Source organism: Mangrovimicrobium sediminis (genome assembly GCF_004745945.1).
GTDB classification, from domain to species: domain Bacteria; phylum Pseudomonadota; class Gammaproteobacteria; order Pseudomonadales; family Halieaceae; genus Mangrovimicrobium; species Mangrovimicrobium sediminis.
This window is the reverse complement of sequence record NZ_SRLE01000011.1, coordinates 206,871-229,183: the sequence shown is the minus strand read 5'-3', so window position 1 is coordinate 229,183 and position 22,313 is coordinate 206,871. Positions and strand designations below refer to the sequence as shown.

Genomic DNA, 22,313 nt, shown 5'->3' with positions numbered 1-22,313 from the left:
TGATTCCTTATGCCCCGCTGCCGTTGCCACGAGTAAACGCGGCGATGATCTGGATATAGGGCTGTGGCTCGATGGTCAGGGTATCGCGCACCCAGACCTGGTATTCCTGGAACACTCTCTCGATATGCTTGAGGCGCATTTCCCGACGGGAAGTCTTGAAGTTCTCTGCCTGCTCGGAACGGGCCAGTTGCATTTCGAGTTGTCGCTCCTGGCGGTCCTGCAAGGACTGCAAATCTGCGAGTTGCCGCTCCAACTCAGGCTGGTGGGTGGCGACGAAATCCGCCTGGCGCTGGGCCATTTCCGCCCTTACGCTGTCGATCACCGGCTGGCGCAGGGCTTCCAGGCCACTGATATCCACCGGCTGGGCGCGGTTGGGCAGGCGGTCGTCCAGCTGTAACTGGCGCAGCCAGTCCTCCGCGGGCTGTACCTCGGCGACCTGCCCTGCCCCACAGCGCACAGCGAACCACTCCCAGATCACCGGGTGGGCTTTGCGGTTGGGGATCAGGCCGCTGACCAGGAACACCGATTCTCCCGGCGCCAGCGCGGCGTTCACCTGCGGGGTATCCGGCAGCACCAGCACCGGCGCGCTGTGGCGGGCCACCTGGGCCAGCAGCCTGTCCTGCAGCCACTGGATAGCCGGGTGCTGGGGCCAGAGATAGTGCAGCTTGGGCCAGGCGTTCTCGTCCTGCCGGCTGCGGCGGATTTCCTCCTCAAAACGCCGCCGGTCTGCCGTTAGTACCAGGCTGCCGGTATCCGGGCGGATTTCCGGCGGCAGGAAGCGGAAACGGTAGTCGAGGTCGTCCGGGGGCGTGAGGGTGAGCGTGTCTTGCGCTTCGTTGAAACTGAAGTTGACCTGTTTGCGTTCGCGGTTGAGAGCTTGCAGGGCCTGGCGGGCAAACTCAAAATCGCTGGGGAACAGGCTGTACCGGTCTACGGTTTGCTGTTCGCTTTCAGCCCGGGATTTGGGCTGTGCGGCATCCGGGTTGAGGAACAGGGCAAGCAGGTCGTCGCCGTCGTTGCTGTCGTCCGGTTGGTACTGCTGGTCGAAGGTTTCGGCATCAGTACCCGCGGCCATGGCCTCGGCCGTCAGCTCTTCCTCCGCCTGCGCATCGTGTACCTTCATGAAGGTGGCCGGGTCGCCGATGTTCCGGTAGGCCTGCTCGTCCTTGTCCTTAAGAATTTCCAGGATGCGCTGGTCACCCTTCACCGTGGGGTTGTCACTGCGGGTGATGAGGTAAGTGATGATCGGCGTCTGTTCCTGGCCGTAGCGGTCCACCCGGCCGTTGCGTTGCTGGAATACCATCAGCGACCAGGGGAGGTCGAAATGCACCAGGCGGTGGGAGAGGTAGTGCAGGTTGATGCCTTCCGAAGCCACGTCGGAGCACAACAACACGCGCAGCGGGGATTCGGATTTGCCGAAGGCCTCCACGATCTCTTGTTGTTCAATATCGCTCCTGCCGCCATGGAGAATCTTCATAGCACTTTCCTTCAACTTGAGATCCGTGCCCATGCGTTCGTAGAGCCACTTCAGGGTCTCGATGCGCTCGCTGAAGATCACCAAGCGATCTTCGGCGTTGGATTTCTTCCAGCCGAAGTCTGTGCTCTTGAGTAGCTTGAGCAGGGACTGGTATTTGCTGAAGTGTGCCGGGATGACCTTGCCCAGGGCCCGTTGCAGACCTTCCAGGGCTTGAATTTCCTCCCGCTCTGCCTCGCTTTGCTGGGCGCCGCTTTCAAGCTTTTTGACGCGCTGCTGAACGGACACCAACGCTGCCGCCGGGGAGCTAAAGATGGCCTTCTGCAGGCCGATACGCACCAGCTGGCCGTTGCGCTCGGCGGTGTTTTCGCCGCGGGCGCTGTGTTCTGCACGGTAGGTGAAAGGCACCTCCAGCAGGGCCTGGTAAGCGAGCTCCTCCTCGGGTGAGGCGTCCAGGTAGATGTCGTTGACGACCCGCTCCTTGAACTCCTGCTGCACCTGGTCGCGAATGTCTTTCTTGAAGCGGCGGATCACCAGGCCCTTGTCGCGGAAATCCTCTTTGGCGTAGTCGTCGGGATCGCTGATGGCCGTCGGGTCCAGCATGTTCACCAGGCTGGCGAAGGAGCGGGCCTTGCCGTCGTGGGGCGTGGCGGAGAGCATGATCAGGGTATCGGACCGGCCCGCCAGCAGCTGTGCCAGCTTGGCGCGCTGGGAACTGGTGCCGCGCTCGGCCACATTGTGCGCCTCGTCGACGACGATGATGTCCCAGTAGGCACTCTCCAGGTGGCGGCGAAACTCGTTGTCCTGCTTGAGGGTGTCGATGGAGATGATCGACTTGTCGTAGTAATAGAACGGATTGTGGTTGCCAGGGATGTTATTGCGCACCCGCTGCAAACCCTGGGAGTCCAGCCGGGTAAGCGGGATGGTGAAGCGGTTCCACAGCTCCTTCTGGAACTGGGTCATCATGCTCTTGAGGGTGAGCACCAGTATGCGCTTGCCGCGGCCACGGCGCATCAGTTCAGTCACCAATATGCCGGCTTCCAGGGTCTTGCCCAGGCCCACGGCGTCGGCAATGAGGATACGCTGGCGGTTCTGTTTGAGCGCCTGTAGGGCCGGGTCCAGTTGGTAGGGCACCGGGTCCATGGCCGCCTTGTGGCCGAGGTGGATGCGGTCGTCAGCCGGGGTAATCTGGCGCAGTTGGGTCTCGATGAACAGGCGGCTCTTCTCGAAGCCGGGGCTGAGGTCCTGCTCGAAGCGGGTCTCGGCCGGGTCGAGCACGCGGATGGCGTTGGCAGCTTCTTCGAGGCTGGTTAAAAATTGGGCGCTCTTGCCAATGACGAGTTCGGAGAGGCCATCGACGGTGAGCACGTAGCCGCCGTCATCGCAGGCATCGGCGCGACGGACGACCCACTCACAGTCGCGAATGACGACACGGGCGCCAGGGGCATACAGGCAGTCTTGCCTAGGTTTTTGCATGTCGTCGGTTCCGTCCATCACTAGCCAGCTCTAGCGTTCTGCAGCGTCCTTGATCGCGCTTTCCAGTACAGTTTTTAATCAATCTTGACGATTCCAGTACTCGCGCTCGCTGGCCGGTAATGATGCCAGAACCGGAGGACCATTGGACATTTCAAAAGATTACAATGACTAACAAAATCCAGGCCTGTGCAGTGATTCGCAAAGCTAGCGTCCGATCAGTCTCATCACTTGATTCACCCACTGGAACACGGTAGTGCTGAAAACCAAGGCTGTGGCGTCAACCGGCGAAGCTGGCTCGTGCACCGCTAGCTACTGGAACGCTACGCCGCCAATTGAAGCATCTGGAAGGCGCAATTCAGATACTGGCTATTTATACAAGTCGTGTTTTCGCGCATAACCGTGAAGCAGGCATTTGCAGTTGGCTACATTGGCAACCCTATAATGCGAACAAATTTGAAACCGATTACTTGTGCCCGTTTGAAAATAGCCGCCCTTGCACAACAAGTAGCAGGGAATGAGAGCTACATTTGAACATGGCCCACCTATAAAAAGTACTGCCGTGCCTTTTTTAACACTACTGGATGAAAGAGCCAAACCCAAGGGATCCCGCGACCCCCTCGGCTTCGAGATGGTGTGGACCTATTTCGGCCGTCGCGTCATCAGCAACCTGACAACGATCACCTCCTCACTGGAAAATTTCGCCACTGCCCTGCTTGGGTTCAAGTGGTGCAATGAACTGAACAGCCACTACCCGGAGCACGAGCGCTACCTGAAAATTCAGGAGTCGTTCCTGCGCTATGAACAACTGGCCGGGTATCTGCGCTTCCTGGGTCGGGACCACAAAATCATGGGCATCACCCGGGTGAGAAAACGCCTGGAGGATCCCAACCGAGCCATTACATTCGGTCTCGGGGCCGGGCAACTCATCCTGAGTGACCAGGCCAGCTACGGACTCTGGGGTCTCTACTCAACGGCGCTACGGGATACGGGCCTTGTCTCTGGTGAGCGACGCGAGTTGACGGCGCACGGACAAGAAATCGCCGGTCAGATAGAAAGAAAGCTGGGGCAAAACAAGCGGGATATACTGATCGAAATTTTTACAAGCAACTCCCGTTTTGGCGACGACGAAATCAATGCGTATTCCTCCTCTTTCGTCCGCGCCATCAACAACCGTACCGCCCGGGAAGCGTTGCGGGACGCTCTGCTGACGGGCAACCCTGGCCATGAGGTCCAGGCTGAAGTGTGGCGCGTTACTCAAAAGATCGCGGGCTCCAGTATCAGGAATATGACTCTGCAGCGATTCATCGATGAACTGAGAAAGCACACCACGCTGGACCGACTCGCCGACTACCTCACGGATATCGAGCATGTTGAGCGGCTGCTGGTCGCCGCCAACAATATTTTCCACTACTGCCGCCGCAAAGACGGAGAGTCACTCGACACCATCCTCTCGGAACTGAAGGGTCGCTACAGGTACGATCATTTGCCAAGGGAGCTGGACCTATCCGGGGTACCACGCGGCGAGGCATTGAACGAAATACTTGATGCCCTCCATCGAGGCGACCAGGCCCGCGTTGTGGAACAGATACTTCAGCTCAATAGCGCCGTTATGGAACAGCGCGGTGGTGCTCCGTGGGTGGAGGTTGAAAGCGGGAGGACCCTACGTGTCAGAGTCCCGAGCGAAACCGTGGAACTGAAAAACCAGGCGGAATTGGAGAGTGCCTGGGATTACGACTACTTCATCGACTCCTACATGCGCGTGGCCAACGACGGCCTGGAGGCGGGATGGAAACTATAGTCGTCTCGGACCGGGTCAGGGAACTGCTGGACGGCTGTACCGTCGAGGCCGCCGTCTTCACCACCTATACCTTTGAGCCGGAGTTTTTTGAGCTAGAGGTGATCCCGCTGTTACTGCCGGGCAGCATCCCCTACTCCTCCGACGCACGGGTAAAACAGTTCCAGGTTCGCGAGAAGCTGCGTACGACCGGGCTCCCCCTGGAGGTGTTTTTTGATCTCAAGATATTCCGACAGGAGGGTAATACCTCACCTGCCATGGAGTACCTGTTCCACGGTGTGCACCTGGGCAACAACGCCTTTCACCCCAAGGTGGGACTGATACTGGTTTACGACCCCAACTATGAAAGGCGCTGCCTGCTGGTCGGCGCAGGTTCGAACAACCTGACCCGGGCTGGCTGGTGGGACAATATCGAATGCATGCATTGGGAGGTACTGTGGCAGGATGAAGCTCCACGGCAATTCCTCAAGCAGTTACGCGACGACGTCACCTGGCTACAGGCTCAGCGCCAGCTGCCTGGCGGCGGGGATCCATCGGCACTGGACAGGATCGGACTCTTCCTGACCGAATGTCGGAGCACGAGGAATGCATCATCCGCCGCCTACTATGAGCTTAACCGCAACAAGGAGCGGCACAACCTCCCCAACTTCCTGCGCAAACAGGCACGAGACAACTTTACCTACAACAACTGGACCCTGGAGATTATCTCGCCATTCTTCGCCGAAGATCCGGAGAATGACCTGGCGGACTTCTTCGACGACTTGGGCGTTCAGGAGATACACATCCTGCTGCCGCTCGATGCGGAAGGCAATGCGCTGTGTACTCCGGCCTATTTCGAGCGCATCAACGCAGAGGAGTATCTCCATTGGGCACGTTGGCGCGATGAGGTCGCGACACAGCTGGGTACGAAAGGACAAGTGTTCCGTCGGCTCCACGCGAAGATGTACCATTTCTACAACCGGAAGCAGTCCTGGCTGTTTGTGGGTTCAGTCAACTTCTCCCACAAGGCAATGTATGACAACAGCGAAGCGGGCTTTTTCACCAAGCTCGACCGTGCAGGCCCACTACTCGAGCCGATAAAACGACTTGCCAATATTCACCCCATCGAAGCCCTGGATCTGCCACCTGGCAATGAGGTCGATGAGGACACGGATTTACCGCGGATCGTACTCGCCTATGACTGGGTTGAGCAGCGCCTGCGGGGCGCCTGTGAGAAAAACCAGGGCTATACGATCAATATCCTTACCCCTGAGGGGTCCGCGGCAGTAGAAGGGTATGCTGTCACTGGATCAGGCACCCAGTGGGAGGGGGAAGTCACGGCTCTGGAGACTCTGCTGCGCAATGGATCCTTAGTCAAAGTCAGCGGTATAAATACCCGCTCTGCCAAGCCCTTCCCGTCCCACCGGGTGATGCTGCAACAGACCGGGTGGACCCATAAACCCATGGAAATACCGGATCTGACGCCCGCGCAAATCATGGCGATCTACGCAGACCTCTCCCCTGAGCGCCGGGAACAGATCGCCCTGAACGAGATGATTCGCAAACTGGTGGACCTGGGAGAAGCCGGTGACCTTACCGGGCCCACGGATGACCTGGTGGTCAAACAGTTCTTCAGTGAATACGCGGAGATCTTTCACGCCTTTCGTCATTTCAACAAACGGCTCGGAGAGCTGGTTGAGACGGACAACCAGAAGCAGCTTGCCTATTACCTGAGCGGTACCGGCATGGATAGCCTGCCTGTCCTGATTGATCACATTTGCGGCGAAGAGGCCAAGCTAGACAGCGTCACCGCCTACCTGATGTTGCTCTGCGTACAGGAAATCTACACCACACCGGCATACGTCAAAGACAAGTCCACCAAAAAACATCTGGACAGGACCAGGCAGGCGATCAAGGTGTTGAAAACCGGCGACGCCATCCGCATTGAGCCTCGGCCCGGTATCAGCCGCAAAGCCTTCTTCGACTGGTTCGAGAAACAGTTCTACGCCAATTACACGGCTAGAGGCCATCAATCATGAGCGCCAGGCCGCTCGACCTGGCGACCGCCGGTGAAATACTCGATTTCACCGGCGGTGATGAGTCGCTGGCCAGCCTTGGCCAGCTCCAGCTCGAAGGCGCGGTAGCTCTACACAACATGATCGTCGATCCCGAGGTCAGGATGGGCTACCTGGCCGATGAGGTCGGCATGGGCAAGACCTATGTGGCCCTCGGGGTGGTGGCCCTGCTGCGTTACTTCAATCCCACGCTCCGGGTACTCTATATCTGCCCTAGTAATAACGTGCAGGAGAAATGGTACAACCGGGAGTACCGGGCCTTCGCCAAGGACAATGTACGGGTCAGCCACTACCGGGTGCGGACCCTGGACGGGCGATCGGCGGCGCCATCGATCAGTTGCCGCAATGTGCCGGAACTGCTGCACAGCCTGTCTCGTGGCCATTACAACGACATTTTTGTCGGTATGAGCAGCTTTAGCCTGTCTCTCAACGAAGACGAGAGCTACTGGGAAGCGAAACTCGAGGAGCTGAGGGAGCTGTTGCCCGCTGCGAGAATGGCCAAATACCGCCGTTCCAAGGATTCCGTCAAGGAGGTCTACGCAGAAGCCTTGAACTATGTGCTGCCCACCTTTGATCTGGTGGTGATCGACGAGGCCCATAACTTCAAGCACGACTTTGAAAGCAGTGACCGGAACAAGGTCTTATCAGCCGCCCTGGGCTTTCGGGGCAATGCCCGATACCGCCGCGTCAAAAGCGCACTGCTACTCTCCGCCACGCCCTATGACCGTAATATCGAGCAATTGCGCAACCAGCTTAAACTTGTAGGCGACGAGCATCTACTGCCGGCAGAGGTCACCAACGATGATCCGCTGCAGATTGAAAACCACCTGCGACGCTTCATGGTGCGCCGGCTCAATGAACTACAAATCGCCGGTCAACCGCACACCCGGAACATGTACCGCATGGAACGGCGCAGTGGTGACGGGGCGCAGATCGAACTGGCCTCGGATGAACAGAAGCTGGTCACCGCGCTGGTACAGAAAAAGGTTGGTGAAGCCCTGGTCAAGCAAGGCGGTTCACCGTCGTTCCAGATGGGCCTGCTGGCTTCTTTCGAAAGCTATGCCGAGACCGCCAAATCAGGCCCGGTAGAATTCGACGGCATATCCGTCGAGAAGGAACATACCGATGCGGCAGACCGGCACGTGGTGGCGGTTATCCAGGACAGTTATGTTGACGCCAAACTCGGACGCACCCTGCCCCACCCCAAAATGGACATTGTCTGTCAGCGACTGGCAGAGCAGCTCTTCACGCAAAACCGCAAGCAGATTGTCTTTGTGCGGCGAGTCAAGAGCGTCAAGGAGCTCAAGATCAAGCTGGACGATCATTACTCCGACTGGCTCACCGGCACGATCCGCGACAGCCTGAAAGGCTATCCCGCCCAACGGGAGATCATGGAGAACCTCGTTGCGGAATTTGAACGCCAGAGTACCCAGCGCGAGGACGATATCTCCGGTGGGGATTTCAAGGGGGGAAGCACCGGCGAGGCGGAGGATCAGCAGCCCCCCAAGAATGACACGCTCTTCACCTGGTTCTTCCGCGGCGCTTGCCCCACGGAGGCTGAGCCCTACCTGAAACAAGGCGATGACAGTTACACCACGCCTGAGGCCATGCGTGCAGGCCTTTCCGCCAAGAACCAGGTGATCTCGGCGCTGCTGGAAATCAACTGGGCCCGAGTAGTGACACGACTCCGTGGTGATGCGCTAGCACAGCTACTGGTAGCGCACGCCGACACTATCGCTAAGCTCGCCACGACATACACAAAAGGACAGCTACGCAACAATCAGCTGGAACTTTTCGAGGCTTCACAGCTGGGCTTTCTGCACTGGTACGCAGAGCAGCACGACCTGCCCGAACTCATGCTGTTGGTGAACCACCTGGCCTCCCGTGAGCAAGTTAAAGAACCAGTGAAGATATCTCCGGATCGCCTGGAGGATGCGCTGAACACACATACACTGTATTGCGCCCTACACGACGCTGATCTGCTACACAGTCTGTTCCCCGCCCTGGAACCACTTCTTGGCCAGCTGTTGGAGGGCACAGCGGCGCAAGCGGAAGCCTTGCAGAAACTGGAGATTCACAAACATCTGGTATCACTGTGCCTACGTACCGGCCATGGCGTAATCGACCTCTATCTCGCCAGGCTCAAGCTCGGCACGGCGAATCTGACCGCCACAACCCGTGCAAAGTGGATGGACAGCTTTGCCAAGGCCCTACGCGAGCAGTCCAATAAGTCGAGTTTCAGCACGTACCGGGAGCTCTACGACACCGCCCAGCACCTGGACTTGATCATCAAGAACAACCTACCGGAGATCTACGATAAGGATCGGGAGGAATATCGCATACACCTGTCGCGTGCCCTGAACCCCATTGCACCCGTGATCGGCGCCACCGGGGAAACGGTGGCCTTGCGCACCGCCCAGGCGCGCAAATTCCGGATGCCGGGCTACCCGCTGGCCCTGATCAGCACGGACGTGTTCCAGGAAGGCGAGGACCTGCATACCTTCTGTGACAGCGTGGTGCACTACGGGCTATCCGGCTCTCCGGTCAGCATCGAGCAGAAAACAGGACGCGTGGACCGCGTCGGCGCCAAGGCACAGCGCCGCCTGCGTGGAATGAAAGATGCCCAGTCCGTGTCGGACGAGGACCTGATCCAGGTCAGCTTCCCCTTCGTGAAGGAAAGCATTGAATTCCTGCAGGTCCGCGCCTTGTGCCGCAACCTGAATACCTTCATTGAGTCGCTGCACAAGATCGGCGAACGCCTGGCTCCCATGAGTGACATTATCGAGGCGGAGCGTGAGATGATTGACGCCTCCCCGATTCCGGATCAAATCCGCAACCACCTGACCTCGCCCTACCTGGCCATCTGTACCCAGAAGTCGTCTCGATTGAACCGGGAGGTGGATATCCGGAATCAGGGCAGTCACATGGAGCGGGTAAGGCAGCATCTGGAAGCCTTACTCAAGGAGTACTTTGGTGAGTCTGCCATCGGCAATGAGGGGCTCTATCTCTCCTATCCCGATGGTCCGACACGCAACGTCCGTGTAAATCTGCGTTCAGCGCGCTCCAGTGGTGAGCTATTGATCAGTGCCGAAGTCATTGACGAGACCATCACGCTTGATGAAATTTCCACTCTCGCCAAGCTAAAGGAGCAGATGGTCATTCGTTCCTGGAATACGTTCCACCGGACCTATGCAGCAGAGACCAGTCTTGGCCATTTCCAGTTGCATCACGATGCGGAAATGCTGGTCGGCGACGATCAGCTCACCAGCGCAGGCGAGATCGCACGTTTCTTTGAGCGTTTCGCCAGACCCCACAACCCCGCCGACTACGCCATGCCAACCTCGAAGACCGTCACTGATGCCTGGCGTCAGGCAAACAAAGAAGGAAACAGTCACTACGGTCAGTGGCGAGCCAGCGTGACCACGTATAAGCCGAACGGATGTCTGGGTCTCGAATTCAGGTTCGGCGAAGACAGTTGGTCTCGCACCCACTGTATCAATATCTTTGAGGCAGAGGGGCGATGCATTTTCCTCGCCCAGGCAGCCTCAGCCGAAGTGGTTCGCTGCCTCAGTGTCGAGCAACTCGTCCGCCTGACGTGGGAGCGAAATCGCTACAACGATATCGTCGAGTTCGCCCTTGACGATGAATACTCCCTGATGGGTCGCGCGATTCACCCGGTTGAAGGACTGTCGTATCGGGAGTTTATGTACTGCGCCTATACGTTGGCGGTTTTGACCGACCGGCTCGAGTTCCTAGTGCGGCAAGAGGACGTGCATTAAGCAGTGCCAACAAACTCTCCAATCTGGGCGCCAACAACAGATACCGACTTCAATGCGGGCTTCGTCGCTACGCTCCTAGTCCAAAATGCACCTGAAGTCACATTTTGTCGAACCGGAGATTCCGCGCGAAATCAGCGCCCTGCGCATAAACAAAAAGGGCTGCCCAAATGGGCAGCCCTTTTTGTTTATGGCGGAGAGCGAGGGATTCGAATCTACAAAGGGCGAAAATGACGCCACCGAATGCCCTCCCACGCCTTTAAAATCAAAGACTTAGAAATTGAGCTGGGCGTGGGGTGGCATGACAAGGCGCGTGCGTGGTCCCATGGTGGTCCCAAAATCCAGCCCCGGATCCAGCCGCCCATGCCCCCGGGCTTCATCAAGGTAGGTACTGGCAAAGCCTTCCATGCATACCGTCATCAACACGAAGCACGATATCACCTACTAGCTCAGGGAGTCAGGACAACGCTTTTGAGCGCAAGATAGTACCTCAAGGGGCGGCATATACTCAAACCGATGACTGCCTATACCCCAGTATTAGTCGTGAGTTAGTATCATCTTGGTTGAGCATCCTCGCCACTTGACACCTCAACCCCGTTTAGCTAAGTAGAGTCCGGTTCCCAAAGCCCGGTTGTGCGGTCGTTTTGTAGAAAGTACGCATAACGGTGAAAACGCTCTGCTAATCGGGATATGACCCCGATAGGCGTCGGTCGTCCGTCACCTACTCCAGGTCCAGGCACTCGATCTAGGTACAGACCTGCCACCATTGTATGGCGAAGTGGCTCACTCCCGTCGCCACCGTGGCCAATGCCAATGTCTTCGTAGACAGTTACACATCCAATATGGCCGGCATGTGGGTCCTTCTTGAGGCCGATCCGGCATTGCACTCAGCCGACACCGGCGTTGGGCTCCTCCAGTGCAGTCTCCATCCCTAGCTTAATCTTAATACTGCGCCTATATTTCTATTGGGCAGACTACTCGCATTATTGTAAAACAGCGGAATGGCATACCAAGGAGCGTCAAATGGAAAAAATTGACACATATTCAGACAGTGAGTGGTTCATCTTGATGGATGTCGACTCGGGCGTCTGCCAATCGTTTTCGGTCCCAGCGATTAGGAAAGAATGGGTGAAAGTTGAGGGTCCTTTCGAGTCGAAGGGGAACGCGGAAAAAATGTTAAGCGAAATATGCATTGAGTTTCGAGCCCGCCTTTATCTGAAAGATGAGTACCGAATAAAGCACCTTCAAGTTGAAAGAAGAAGTAGCCATCGTGCAGACCTAGCTATCTGCCAATCCTACGAAGGGGAACGTTTGAGTAGTGAAACTGGCTGGGATCAATACATCGGAGAATGTGCTACAGGTGTGCAATACGTCTGTCACCAATCGAATGACCCGATTGGCAGAACAAGTGAATGGAAGAAAGGTCAGGCAGTACGTGGGAATAGTGTTCCGGCAGGAACTGCGATTGCATCATTTCGCAACGATGTTTACGCCGATGACCATGCAGCAATCTTAATTGCAGAGAGATCAGAAGGATTGGAAGTCTGGGATCAATTTAACAATCCACAGAAACCATGGGGCAAACGCATACTCGGGTTCGACTATTCCGGAAAGCACCCATATTCCAATGACGGAGACCTTTTCAGCGTAATTCTGTCATAACAATGAACTCAACAGAAGAACTCAACAGAAGTGGAATGATCTCAACCCCCTAGGTGGTACCGTCTCAATTGGGATGTCTAACACTGCGGTTCGGTTGCAGATGCCACAGAAGATAGAGCGTCCTCAGGGGCCGCTTCAAAGCACCAGCGAGAGTCAAGCAGCAACGGTCCCTGGCACAGCGAACTGAGTGCTGGTTTTTCATGTACTTACGCCTAAACAATTTCGCCTTAACCTGCGACCTTGTGGCCTAAGGTTCTATTGTTGGCCTCTTAGCTTGAGACGAATCTTCTTCATCGCTTGACTGTAAGTGACTGCTTTCATCATTTACTGCCGTCCGAAACCCCCTGAGTGCGGCCCCCAGGTCAGTACCCAAGGATCTCAACCTTTTTGTCCCAAAGAGTAGCAAGACTATCGCCAGCACTATCAGCAGTTGCCACGCACTTATACCCATATTACCTCCCGATAATAGTCTATTTAATTTTATAGACTGTAATTGCTAAACAAACCAGCCGGGATTGTCGACCCAAGTTTACTTGACTTTTCTCGGACATAGTCATTAATTAAAAATAACATCACTGACAAAGGAGTTGGTCGTGAGTGAAAAGGATCTTCACGAGGAATGGACTGATGTCAGTGACACGCTCGACACATTAAAGCCCTCGCTAACTCGGCGCAATTTTATTGCGGCAAGTTTGTCTGTTCCCGGTGCGGCCCTCATTTCCTCGTCCTTGTCTGAATCAAAGCCCGATTCGCACGATTCTGACCTCCGATTTCATCTTTCCGAAGATAGAACACATGTCCGAATTGAGATAGTTGAAATTGTAAGCGACCCCGAGTCAAATCAAGTCTTTGAGCAAATTCTGCCTGCCCCCACTTGGAATATTGAATCTTCAGTGTTGGGGTCTGATGCGAGGTTTAAACTACTCAAGCACAAAAGCTCACGCGAGGAGCCAAGCTGGGATAGTGACCCCACATACCGATTAAATGTTAGCAACTGTCAATTTGGACGAAACGGAGGCAGGTCGCTCAACTTTGATTTCTTTTTGAGAACAAGCAATGCCATACCCCGATGGCAACTGCGAGCGAGAACAAATTTTCTGGGCTCTAGTCCCAATAGTTCCTCGCAAAAAATGGGTCTCGTGGTTCCTAGAGTTGTTTTGGATGATATCGTCCATCCAATAGATATGCGTGAGTTTCTCAATGGTGAAGATGCCTTAAGCGCTAGGATTAGTAACACGGCCTTCAGGAACCTTCTAGACCGAACCTTCAATGGCCTTTTCGAACCACTTTCCAATGGAAAAGTCACCGCAAGACTTGGCCCCGATCTAGTCTGGAGTATAGGGCCCGATATAGCCGACTCCGAAGCAGACCAGCACGAACCGTTAGTTTCTGGATTACATGAAGATATTGGAATTAGCCTATTTAAGTTTCGACGAATGCAGAGTGGTGCTGTAAACCCAGGCGATGCCGGAGGATTTGCTGGCGTAGTTGGGGAAGGAACGCCAAACCTTCTCTCAGACGCGATACGAATAAAAGACTCCTCTGGCACAAATACCATTTATCGAACGCCTGACATACTTCAGAACGGGGCGATCGATAGTCAAGACGAGCAGAAGTCGGCAGTTCCAACGTTTCTCGCCAGAGTTGCTGATAGTACACAGCCAAATCAGCCTCCAACTCTGGCCGAGGCGGCGTTGGATGCTCGCTGGTCCCTCACATTCCAAGATGGTTCTGAGGTTACCGGACCGTTCGAAAACCTTCGAGGGCGGCTACATAAATCAGTCCAAGTGGACAGCGATGACTGGGATGACCTTCAACCTCCATGCGAATCCAGGTTGGAATTTCGAGCATACGCGCTGGACTCGCAAGAACGACCTATCGAAACCCCAGCGGGGACAATGAGTGTTGAGGGAATAGCGCTTGAACTTCAGGTGAACGATAAGGCAAGTCGCAGTACTTCTAGGGACCCGTTTAGAAGTATTCCCCAGGCTACGGTGGTACAAGTATTAAGTAGCAAGGAGTGGGGACTTTCAGAGCCGATGGAACTGGATTGGCTTGAGGTAACTTACTACATAAAAGAGGTGGCTATCGCGCTTGAAAATGCTCCTTACAGCCGACTTTTGTTCAATCGTCCCGAGATCGTCTTTCTATTTAATCCACGCCTAGTTGCAACACCGTCTACCAACGTGGTTAACCTAAATCGTAGTACCCGAGGTTCCGCTATAGCAAGACTTAATCTGAATCGGGCCGAGGTCACTGCATCCCGATATACCGATTTGCTTCACTTAAAGTTCCGATTCAAGGACCTTTTACTCGAGATATTCGAAGACCAGCCACCGAAAATCCGCTTCGCAAATGAAAGCTGTGGCGCTTGGTCAGCGAGAGAAATATCAGAATCTCTCGATTCAAGTGATTCAGACCCATCAGAAGGCCAACCCGAGTTTCAGGTTTTACGGAAAATGCGGGACAGAACTGAAGAGCGCGGTACGCAAGCTCAGTCACAAACCGATGAACGAATAGAGCTTCACGACCATCACAATGGCCGCGGTCGGCAGAAACACGATACCAGACCGTTATTAGTGGTGGAATTTCCACCTCAGCACATACTTGAAGAAGCCGTCTTTCTACCACGACCAAGCTCCCCCCCTGATAGCAGTTCTTTAATAGCAGGCAGCGGGGGCGATCCAAATAGATATCGTTTTATCGTAGGATCGGACTTTAGTTCAACAAACTTCCAGATTGAGGATTTCACTAGCGACAGTAGCATCTTTGAAGAGAATCACTGGGCAATCCGGCTAGATGATCGAAAAGGAATTGAGTATGTTCTTGATCAGTTTACCGAGGAGTCTTCGAGACTAAAGTTTCGAGAGAAGCTCCGCGATGAAAAGAAAAAACTCCCCGATGGAAATACATTCTCGGAATTCATCAGGCTGTTCGAGACGGAGGTAGATCGTTACCCGCCACTAGGAATAGGACGCAGAATACCGGCAGATCAGAAAGTCTATATTGGTCCATATGGTATGGATCCAGACACTTACATCGTAGCGCGTAGCGTTGTACTAAAACAACAACGCGCAGATGCTCGAAGGATCGTGACTGAACTGCTTGGATCTGTTCTCGACTCTGCAGTGAACTTACAACGTCTTGGAATTGGAGATTTCGAGTCCAACGATTTGTCAGAACGGCTCGGCGTCGAATCCAAACTTGAATCAATGCATCCTCGCTACCAACAACTTCGAGTAGCTTTTCGGGACTTCCGGCTGGACAAAGTACATGAAGATCTCGGCAATTCACTTGATATCAAGAATGTAGAGTTCTTTATTAGAGATGCGAAGTCGCCCGCCAGCAACGATTTCATAGACAACCATTACATTCCTTGGCTCACGCAAACTCAATCAGCAAAAGGACTCATGGAAGCTCGCATTTCTAGGAAGTCCAAGCTCGTATTTCGAATAAACTGCTTCGATACAATGTCCTCCGGTAGAAAGCATGCATCGCACCCAACTGTAACCCAAGATTACTCCTGCCCATTTAGCCGAGAGACCTTAGATTTTAGCCTTGACGAACTCACTAATTGGTCATCGATGGAGCTAGAGGTAGTATCTCGTGCGGAGAACGTATGGCAACCGGGCCGGGATGGAAGGTTAGACGCAGGGAGCGGTAGAACGCTCGACCTTTCTGCGGGGGCAATGCTCGACAACCTTGGGTTTATCTCTGGACAGAACGTCAGTGCGAGCACAAGACTAGCAGACGTACACTCATCTCTTAGCGAGCGACCGGGAGCGTACGAAACCGAGATTGTAATACCCGCAAGACTCTCGCTGTCGCCTGCGGACAACGCAGTGTTTTTGACGCCAAAACCGGTCCCAGATGATATTTACCTCGATCACGATACAGTTGCTGACAAGTCTCCTAAGTCAGATCTCCTGCAGAAATGCCCTCGGCCTACTCAATTGTGGAATGCACGCCTTGTTTGTGAGGGAGTAGACCCAGGTTTGCGCGCAATCTACTCGCCAGATCTTAGGGCAGACTTTCTATTTGGATCAGAGAAATCTCGAACCTGGCGGGCCGAATGGCCAAGTGACAAAGGTAACAACTCCAATGGAGATGCTGGGAAGTTTCGTCAACTGCCCGGTGGGGCAGCACCCGTAGGTGGATCTCGGGCACCATGGATAATGGGTATCGAAGACACCAATACAAGCCATCCGGGTCCGCTGGACATCGCAAAAAGGATTACTTCTAATCCCGAACCCTGGGACTCTACTCAACTAGATTTCTGTAGAAAATTGCTGAACAGTCAGCTAGAGGATAAGGTTCAGCGTAAATTGTCACCACTTATCTATGACCTTTGTAGTCGTATGGTCTCTTGGGACAACTGGAAGAAGAAACCTAACACCAACAATCAGGAAATCTATAGAAGAATTCGGGAGTTCAGAAGTTCTCTTTCCGCAAATGACCGACATCAGCTAGTACTACTAAGTTCGGCTTGGGGATTGCCGGTCGTGGGGCGGAGGAACCTGGCAGGTGGACTAACCAACGACTCAAGTCAGGCTGAGCCACCATCACGCTATCGCTTAAACGATATTGAGCCGGGTAACGCGTTGTACATGCCTCGGCCTCTAAATGTTTCTGAACTAACGATGACTCCACTTGGGGGCTCATTCCGACACAATACAGGATTCCAGCCATTCGCCGGTGCGCGCCATATTCAGGGAGACTCGTTATTCGAAGCTACTTCTATTGAACAGTGGCAACATTGGACTGTACTCGGACGAGATGTTTTTTGTGAAGTCGTATACAAGGGCTTTCTGGTTCCCACAGGGCATCGGGCAGCACTGGTTAAGCTGACAGAGCGCACTTTCTTGAGGGATAAGGACGAGGGCGTAGTACGTGCTTACTTGAGGCAGCGTATGTTTATTCGCTGCGCCCAGCCTGAAAAGCGGTTTCCTGCTCTGGGACAACCCAATGACGGACGTCGTTTCCCTGCAGGACTTCTCAAACTACTGACAGTACAGACACCGGATATCGTGGACCCATATGAAGGTCGATGTGAAAATAGCTGCGTTGGCGCCGGAGGCAAGGTAGAACTAGACTCCTCCATTGGATTGGTGTTCTGGCCTCGAACAGCACTCATAGAGGGCAACGAAGTACAGTTCGAGCTCTCCATAAGTGGCGTCAAAACGAAGATGCCCATGCTGTTTGTAGACAACGTAGCAGCAAACGACGTAACTACGCTTGAAAAGCTCACGGAGTACTATAATGGCCTTAGATCGCCGGATTATCCTACTGCGCAGGATAGCGTAGATCTAAGCAAAAACCCACGCACCATGCCTCTATCAGGGAGTAAGATTCGCTATTGTCCCGAACTGGAGTCTGGCTCTGCAAGCATAGAAACTGATTATTGGACATTGGGTATAGAGGGGGGAGAGCTTAAAGTACCATCAAAAGCGCGCTCTATCAGCGTTGAAGATTCCAACGCTCCTGTATTCAAGCTCGAGAATAAAAATTTTCGATTTGAATCAATTCTTCAGGGTGCCGATCAACCACCATTTTATCCGTATATCGAAACTCAGCGCGTTCAACTAAGGCAAAACGAGCGCCTGACTGGTAAACGAGAAAGAAGCGTCATAAGCGCATTCGACGGACATTACGTAGCCTATGGTCTTCCGGGTGCACCTAAGACTGGAACACTTCGTGAAGTCACAAGGCTGTATCAATTTGCTACGGAAAATTCCATAAACCCTGCTGATCGCGAAAACCGACAAGAAATATTTCTCAATTTTATTGGACAACCGAGTACGGGAAACGATCAGAATCCTCGACCGGGTCAAGCTATTCTACCTCTGTCTCAACCCAAGCAAGATATGGGTGCAAGACAAGATCAGTCTGGTGGTATCTTTCGTCCGAAGGGCTCAATGATTGCATTGTCCCGCAAGAACGGCGTGATCACCAGAAGCGGGGACTTTCCAATTTGGGGCGATGATCCAAGCCAATTCGACCCAGCGAGCGAAATAACCAGCCTAGCACCCCTCTACTCCAGCAAAGGATTACCAGCCAATCTCTACCAACTTAGCAAATTACAAACAGCGGATATTCTGACGGAGAATCGGCAGCTGTTGAGCCAACATGTCCGCGTATCAGACATAAAGAAGGAATGGCAGAAGATCTATAAAGAGTATTTTTCTGAGGGGGCAACGTTGTTTGGTGTCGTTAAAATTCGCGACATCATTGGGTTGCTCGAAGACACTCTTGAAGACCCTTCTACCGGGGCTCCCCAATTGTTAGAGAAAGTCCAATACGGCGCGAATCAAGCAATTGGTGAAGGTGAAGACGCCGTCGATTATGTTAGAACCCGGGTAGCAAAACCACTATCAGATATCGTTAAGCAAATTGTAACTGATTGGCGTGAGCTCGATGAAGTTATCCGCGAGCGCCAGTCCGATCTAGGTACGCTGTTTACGCCAGTAACGATCGCCCAGGTATACCCAGAGTTGAACCAGGGATTACTCGAACTGGATAGGTCGCTCGACGCCGCGCTAGCGGAAAACGACACTGTGGCTTTCGCATTTTCGCTATCGGAAGTCTATGAAGCTGGCCGCCGGTTTCTGGATGTGGTTCTTGCAACAGCGTCGGACCCGGGTTCAGCTGTAGAAAAAGTTTTGAAGGGTCGCTTCGATACCGTTGTAGAATTTGCTACGGATTTGACGGGAAGCATCACAACTTTTATCTCACATCTAGAAACCGCGGTTGGAAATCTAGACATAGTAGAAACAGTCGCCGACCTTCTTGTGCCCGAAAAGAACGAGACAAGGGCCTATCCTTGGCTTCAGTTTCCTATCCCTTACCCTACTTTCCGCCAAACGGCAGAGAACCCAAACATTCTGATTAAAGTAATGGCTTGCGATGTTCACGAGCTTATAAAGCGAGTCCTGTCAGGTCAGGTATCGCAGGCAGCGGGAATAGATATCCACTATGGAATACAAGGATCAGAGGATGTTTACGCATTTTTCAGAGAAATATTAGAAGATAATATTCGCTCCGTAAGGGAAATACTGACAACCGTAGATGACAAGCTACAGTTGGAGGTGTTCAAAAGAATCCTAGATTCTGAAAGTAACTTCGTCCAGAGAGCCATCCAGAAGTCGTTCGAAAAGGAGTTTGCAATAGTCGAGGCCGCGCGTACGGCTTTTGTCAACCTCCAATCCAGTGCTGAGAACAATTCGCTCGATCAAATGTTCTCGGCCACCGTAGAGCTTGTAGAATTGTTCACCGGCCCTATTGAACTAGAAATTCCGAAGATTTGTGCACCCAATGGCTTGAAACCATTGGTGGTATCTATTGCTCAAGGGGTGTACATCGACCCGATCGCACTGTCGTCAGCGGGCTGGGGGGAAGGAAAAGAGCTTTGCGTTGTTGAGAATATGACTTTAGATGCCAAGTTTGCTCCCACAGACCCAAATGATTCGATTGGCCAATCTCTCTGGGATGCCCACCAGTCGTCTCGGAAGCTTTACGATGAATTATCAGTAGCAGAAATTCACATACGGCGAGGGCTGGAAAGCGCCAAGGTCTCCACATCTGAAATCGACAAAATCGTTGCAGGAATCACAAAAGCAAACACCGCCAGTCTGAACCTCGGCGGCGCGACGGCCCGGATGTATTGTACTGTATACAACGATACCGTATCGCTGTACCTGGCCGGAAGCTCAATGGACAAAGCAGTAACCGCTGTAATATCTACTAACGATTGCCCAACTGATCCAAATGAGCTAAACGAAGCGATCAGAGCCATGTCCACTTTAGTGAAGGCTCTCGACAGTTTCGTGGAAATGCGGACTGGGCTCTTAGGATGTTTGTTTGACGAACTTGATTACTCAGTTTCGACTTTACGCGTATTTTTTGGCAAAAACGACATTCTTAAGAATATATCTGAAGCAGGCTTGGCTCGGTTACTAGTAAGTTCTGAGTACTTGAGCGACCTTTCGGATCCTTTACAGAAGAGAGCCGCTGAGCTAGCCGCAAATCTAGATAAAGAAGTTGAGATTCTAGCCAGACTTTTGCTGAGTTTCTTCAAAGAAATGACGTCAAATTTCATACCGATCACTCAGGTATTCTCTAACGCGCTACCGAATTTGGGTCAATTAAAGTTACCGTTTGGCATCAATATTGAGCTTCTAATTGAAATTGATGAAGCACTTGATGACGTCGTTGAATCCCTCGCAAAGTTGGATGCAAAGCTCAGCCAGACCCTCGCGCTGCCTAATGTGAACCTGAAGACAATCGAAAATCTGAAAGTTGCTTTGGAGGAGAGCGAATCGGCGCTAGATCTTCTTTCTCAAAATATGTCTGATTCTAAATATGGTTTCTCAGGACTATGTAAGGTGGAGCGAGATATTCATGGTTACATCTCTTACCTGAGTGACATCGGCCGCAGATACATAAAGGATTTCGAGCAGGATGCACTCAAGGCACTCGACCCATACGCTGAGAAGATACTCTGTCTGGGTTCTGATGAGCCTCTTTTGGTTTCAGGATATGAGGGGCTCCGCGATGCGCGTACGAAAATAGTAGAGCTAATTGCAGGCAGCGCCATAGCAGGCACTACTTTAGCGCAACGTTTTATTGATGCGCTATATCCGCAGCCCAGAGTAGCAAAGTTCAGAGATCTTGGTAGCGAAAACCTTGATAGACTCGAGCGCGACATTCTATACCTGAAACACACTATTGAAAATCCGATATCGCTAAGAGACAACCGACGCTATTTGAATGCGTTCATCGGCGAATGGGCGAATTCAGCCTCGAACCCTTCAACCCCGGTATTAATTTTACAAGAACTAGGTAAAGTTGCTGCCCAAATTCTACGTGGAGATGTTCTTCAATTGCTCCCATTGAATGAGATTCGTGAAGAAATTGAACAGTATCTATTAAGTTTGGTTCCGACAAGAATCGAGATGCACTATGGATTCGGTCTAACACTGACCGAGAAGGTTGCCAAGGCAACGGCCGGTATCTTTGAACCAGGACACGAATGTCGTTTTCAGAACGACATGAATATCAACATTGATATGAGCACGGGCTCACCTGAGCTGACAATGTCTTCAACTGGGTCACTCGGTCCATTTCAAATAAACCTTATCGGGGACTTTAAGGCCGTCACTCTCTTTTTTAATGGTGCTACTTTTACCGCTGACCAAAACGGTAAGCCAGATTTCGATCTTGATTACAATGATTACGAAATTGGTGATCAACTTTCATTTGTACAGCAAATACAGTCTTTCTTGTCACCTAAAAGCGGATCTGGGTTCTATGTTACTCCGCTTAGTTCCGGTCCAGGGATTGAGGCAGGATATGGCTTGGATTTGGGTGTCATATCTTTTGGTGCCATGTCCTTTTTTAACGTGTCGCTTAATGCAGCTACACTCCTTTTTTTTAATGGCGAAAAAGCTCGTTTTCGAGCCGCATTATCCCGTCGCGATGCACCTTTCACGATTTCTTACACGCCGTATGGAGGCAGTGGATTCTTCGCCATTGAAGCGACTGCGCATGGCGTAGAAGCCTTTGAGGCTTCAATTGAGTTTGGGGTAGCCGGTTCGTTCGGCTTTGGGCCACTTACTGGTCAGGGTCGAATCATGGCTGGTATTTACGTTCGTGTCTATACGGCGCCAGTAAATGGAAGGTACGAAAAACTCACTGAGATTCTTGGGACTTTTTTTGCCGGAGGATCAGCCAGCATTTGGATATTCAGTACCTCGGCATCGTTGTCCGTACGCCTAGGACAAAGTGGCACTGGCGATATGATTGGCGAGGCTGTCTACACGTTCTCATTCTCAATGGGCATAAAAGACTTTGATTACTCTGTTGGTGTTACCAGAGAAGAGAAGAAGCCGAAACCGAGGTCAAGCCAAACTCGCTCGATGGCTCTATTCCATGAACAGTCGCCAGACGCTTGTCGCACTGATCAATGTACTTCTCGGAATGGCCCGATTATTCAAGCAAAAGTCGATCATTCGTACGACGACTGGAAAAGCTATAACGAATACTTCGACGCGGACTTGGATTTGAGGGGGTTTTGGTAG

7 protein-coding genes are annotated in these 22,313 nt (G+C 52.9%); 5 read left to right on the top strand and 2 right to left on the bottom strand.

The window, feature by feature from the left end; translation table 11 throughout:
* Positions 1–7 precede the first annotated feature (7 nt).
* On the bottom strand, positions 8–2,950 hold the full coding sequence (locus E4634_RS16180) for a DEAD/DEAH box helicase (protein WP_135445692.1): 2,943 nt from the start codon (positions 2,948–2,950) through the stop codon (positions 8–10).
* Positions 2,951–3,464: 514 nt separating this feature from the next.
* On the opposite strand from E4634_RS16180, the gene E4634_RS16175 reads away from it, so the two are divergent.
* The 4 genes from E4634_RS16175 to E4634_RS16160 all read left to right on the top strand — a co-directional run bounded on the left by E4634_RS16175 (position 3,465) and on the right by E4634_RS16160 (position 12,237).
* Positions 3,465–4,748 carry a hypothetical protein gene (locus E4634_RS16175; RefSeq protein WP_206046915.1) on the top strand — a complete coding sequence of 428 codons (1,284 nt, stop codon included), beginning with the start codon at positions 3,465–3,467 and terminating at the stop codon, positions 4,746–4,748.
* On the top strand, positions 4,736–6,763 hold the full coding sequence (locus E4634_RS16170) for a phospholipase D family protein (RefSeq protein WP_135445691.1): 2,028 nt from the start codon (positions 4,736–4,738) through the stop codon (positions 6,761–6,763). Before E4634_RS16175 ends, E4634_RS16170 begins: the two co-directional genes overlap by 13 nt.
* Complete coding sequence (locus E4634_RS16165) at positions 6,760–10,578, top strand: DEAD/DEAH box helicase family protein (RefSeq protein WP_135445690.1); 3,819 nt, start codon at positions 6,760–6,762, stop codon at positions 10,576–10,578. Before E4634_RS16170 ends, E4634_RS16165 begins: the two co-directional genes overlap by 4 nt.
* A gap of 1,020 nt (positions 10,579–11,598) precedes the next feature.
* Positions 11,599–12,237, top strand: a complete 639-nt coding sequence (locus tag E4634_RS16160; protein ID WP_135445689.1) for a BPSL0067 family protein — start codon at positions 11,599–11,601, stop codon at positions 12,235–12,237.
* A gap of 247 nt (positions 12,238–12,484) precedes the next feature.
* On the opposite strand, the gene tatA is transcribed toward E4634_RS16160, so the two are convergent.
* Positions 12,485–12,688 (bottom strand): twin-arginine translocase TatA/TatE family subunit, encoded by a 204-nt coding sequence (tatA, locus tag E4634_RS16155; RefSeq protein WP_135445688.1) that lies wholly within the window; start codon positions 12,686–12,688, stop codon positions 12,485–12,487.
* 142 nt (positions 12,689–12,830) lie between these two features.
* Here tatA and E4634_RS16150 point away from each other — a divergent pair, with 142 nt between their 5' ends.
* The gene (locus E4634_RS16150) at positions 12,831–22,313 is read left to right on the top strand and encodes a hypothetical protein (RefSeq protein ID WP_135445687.1); all 9,483 of its coding nucleotides are present in this window, start codon (positions 12,831–12,833) and stop codon (positions 22,311–22,313) included.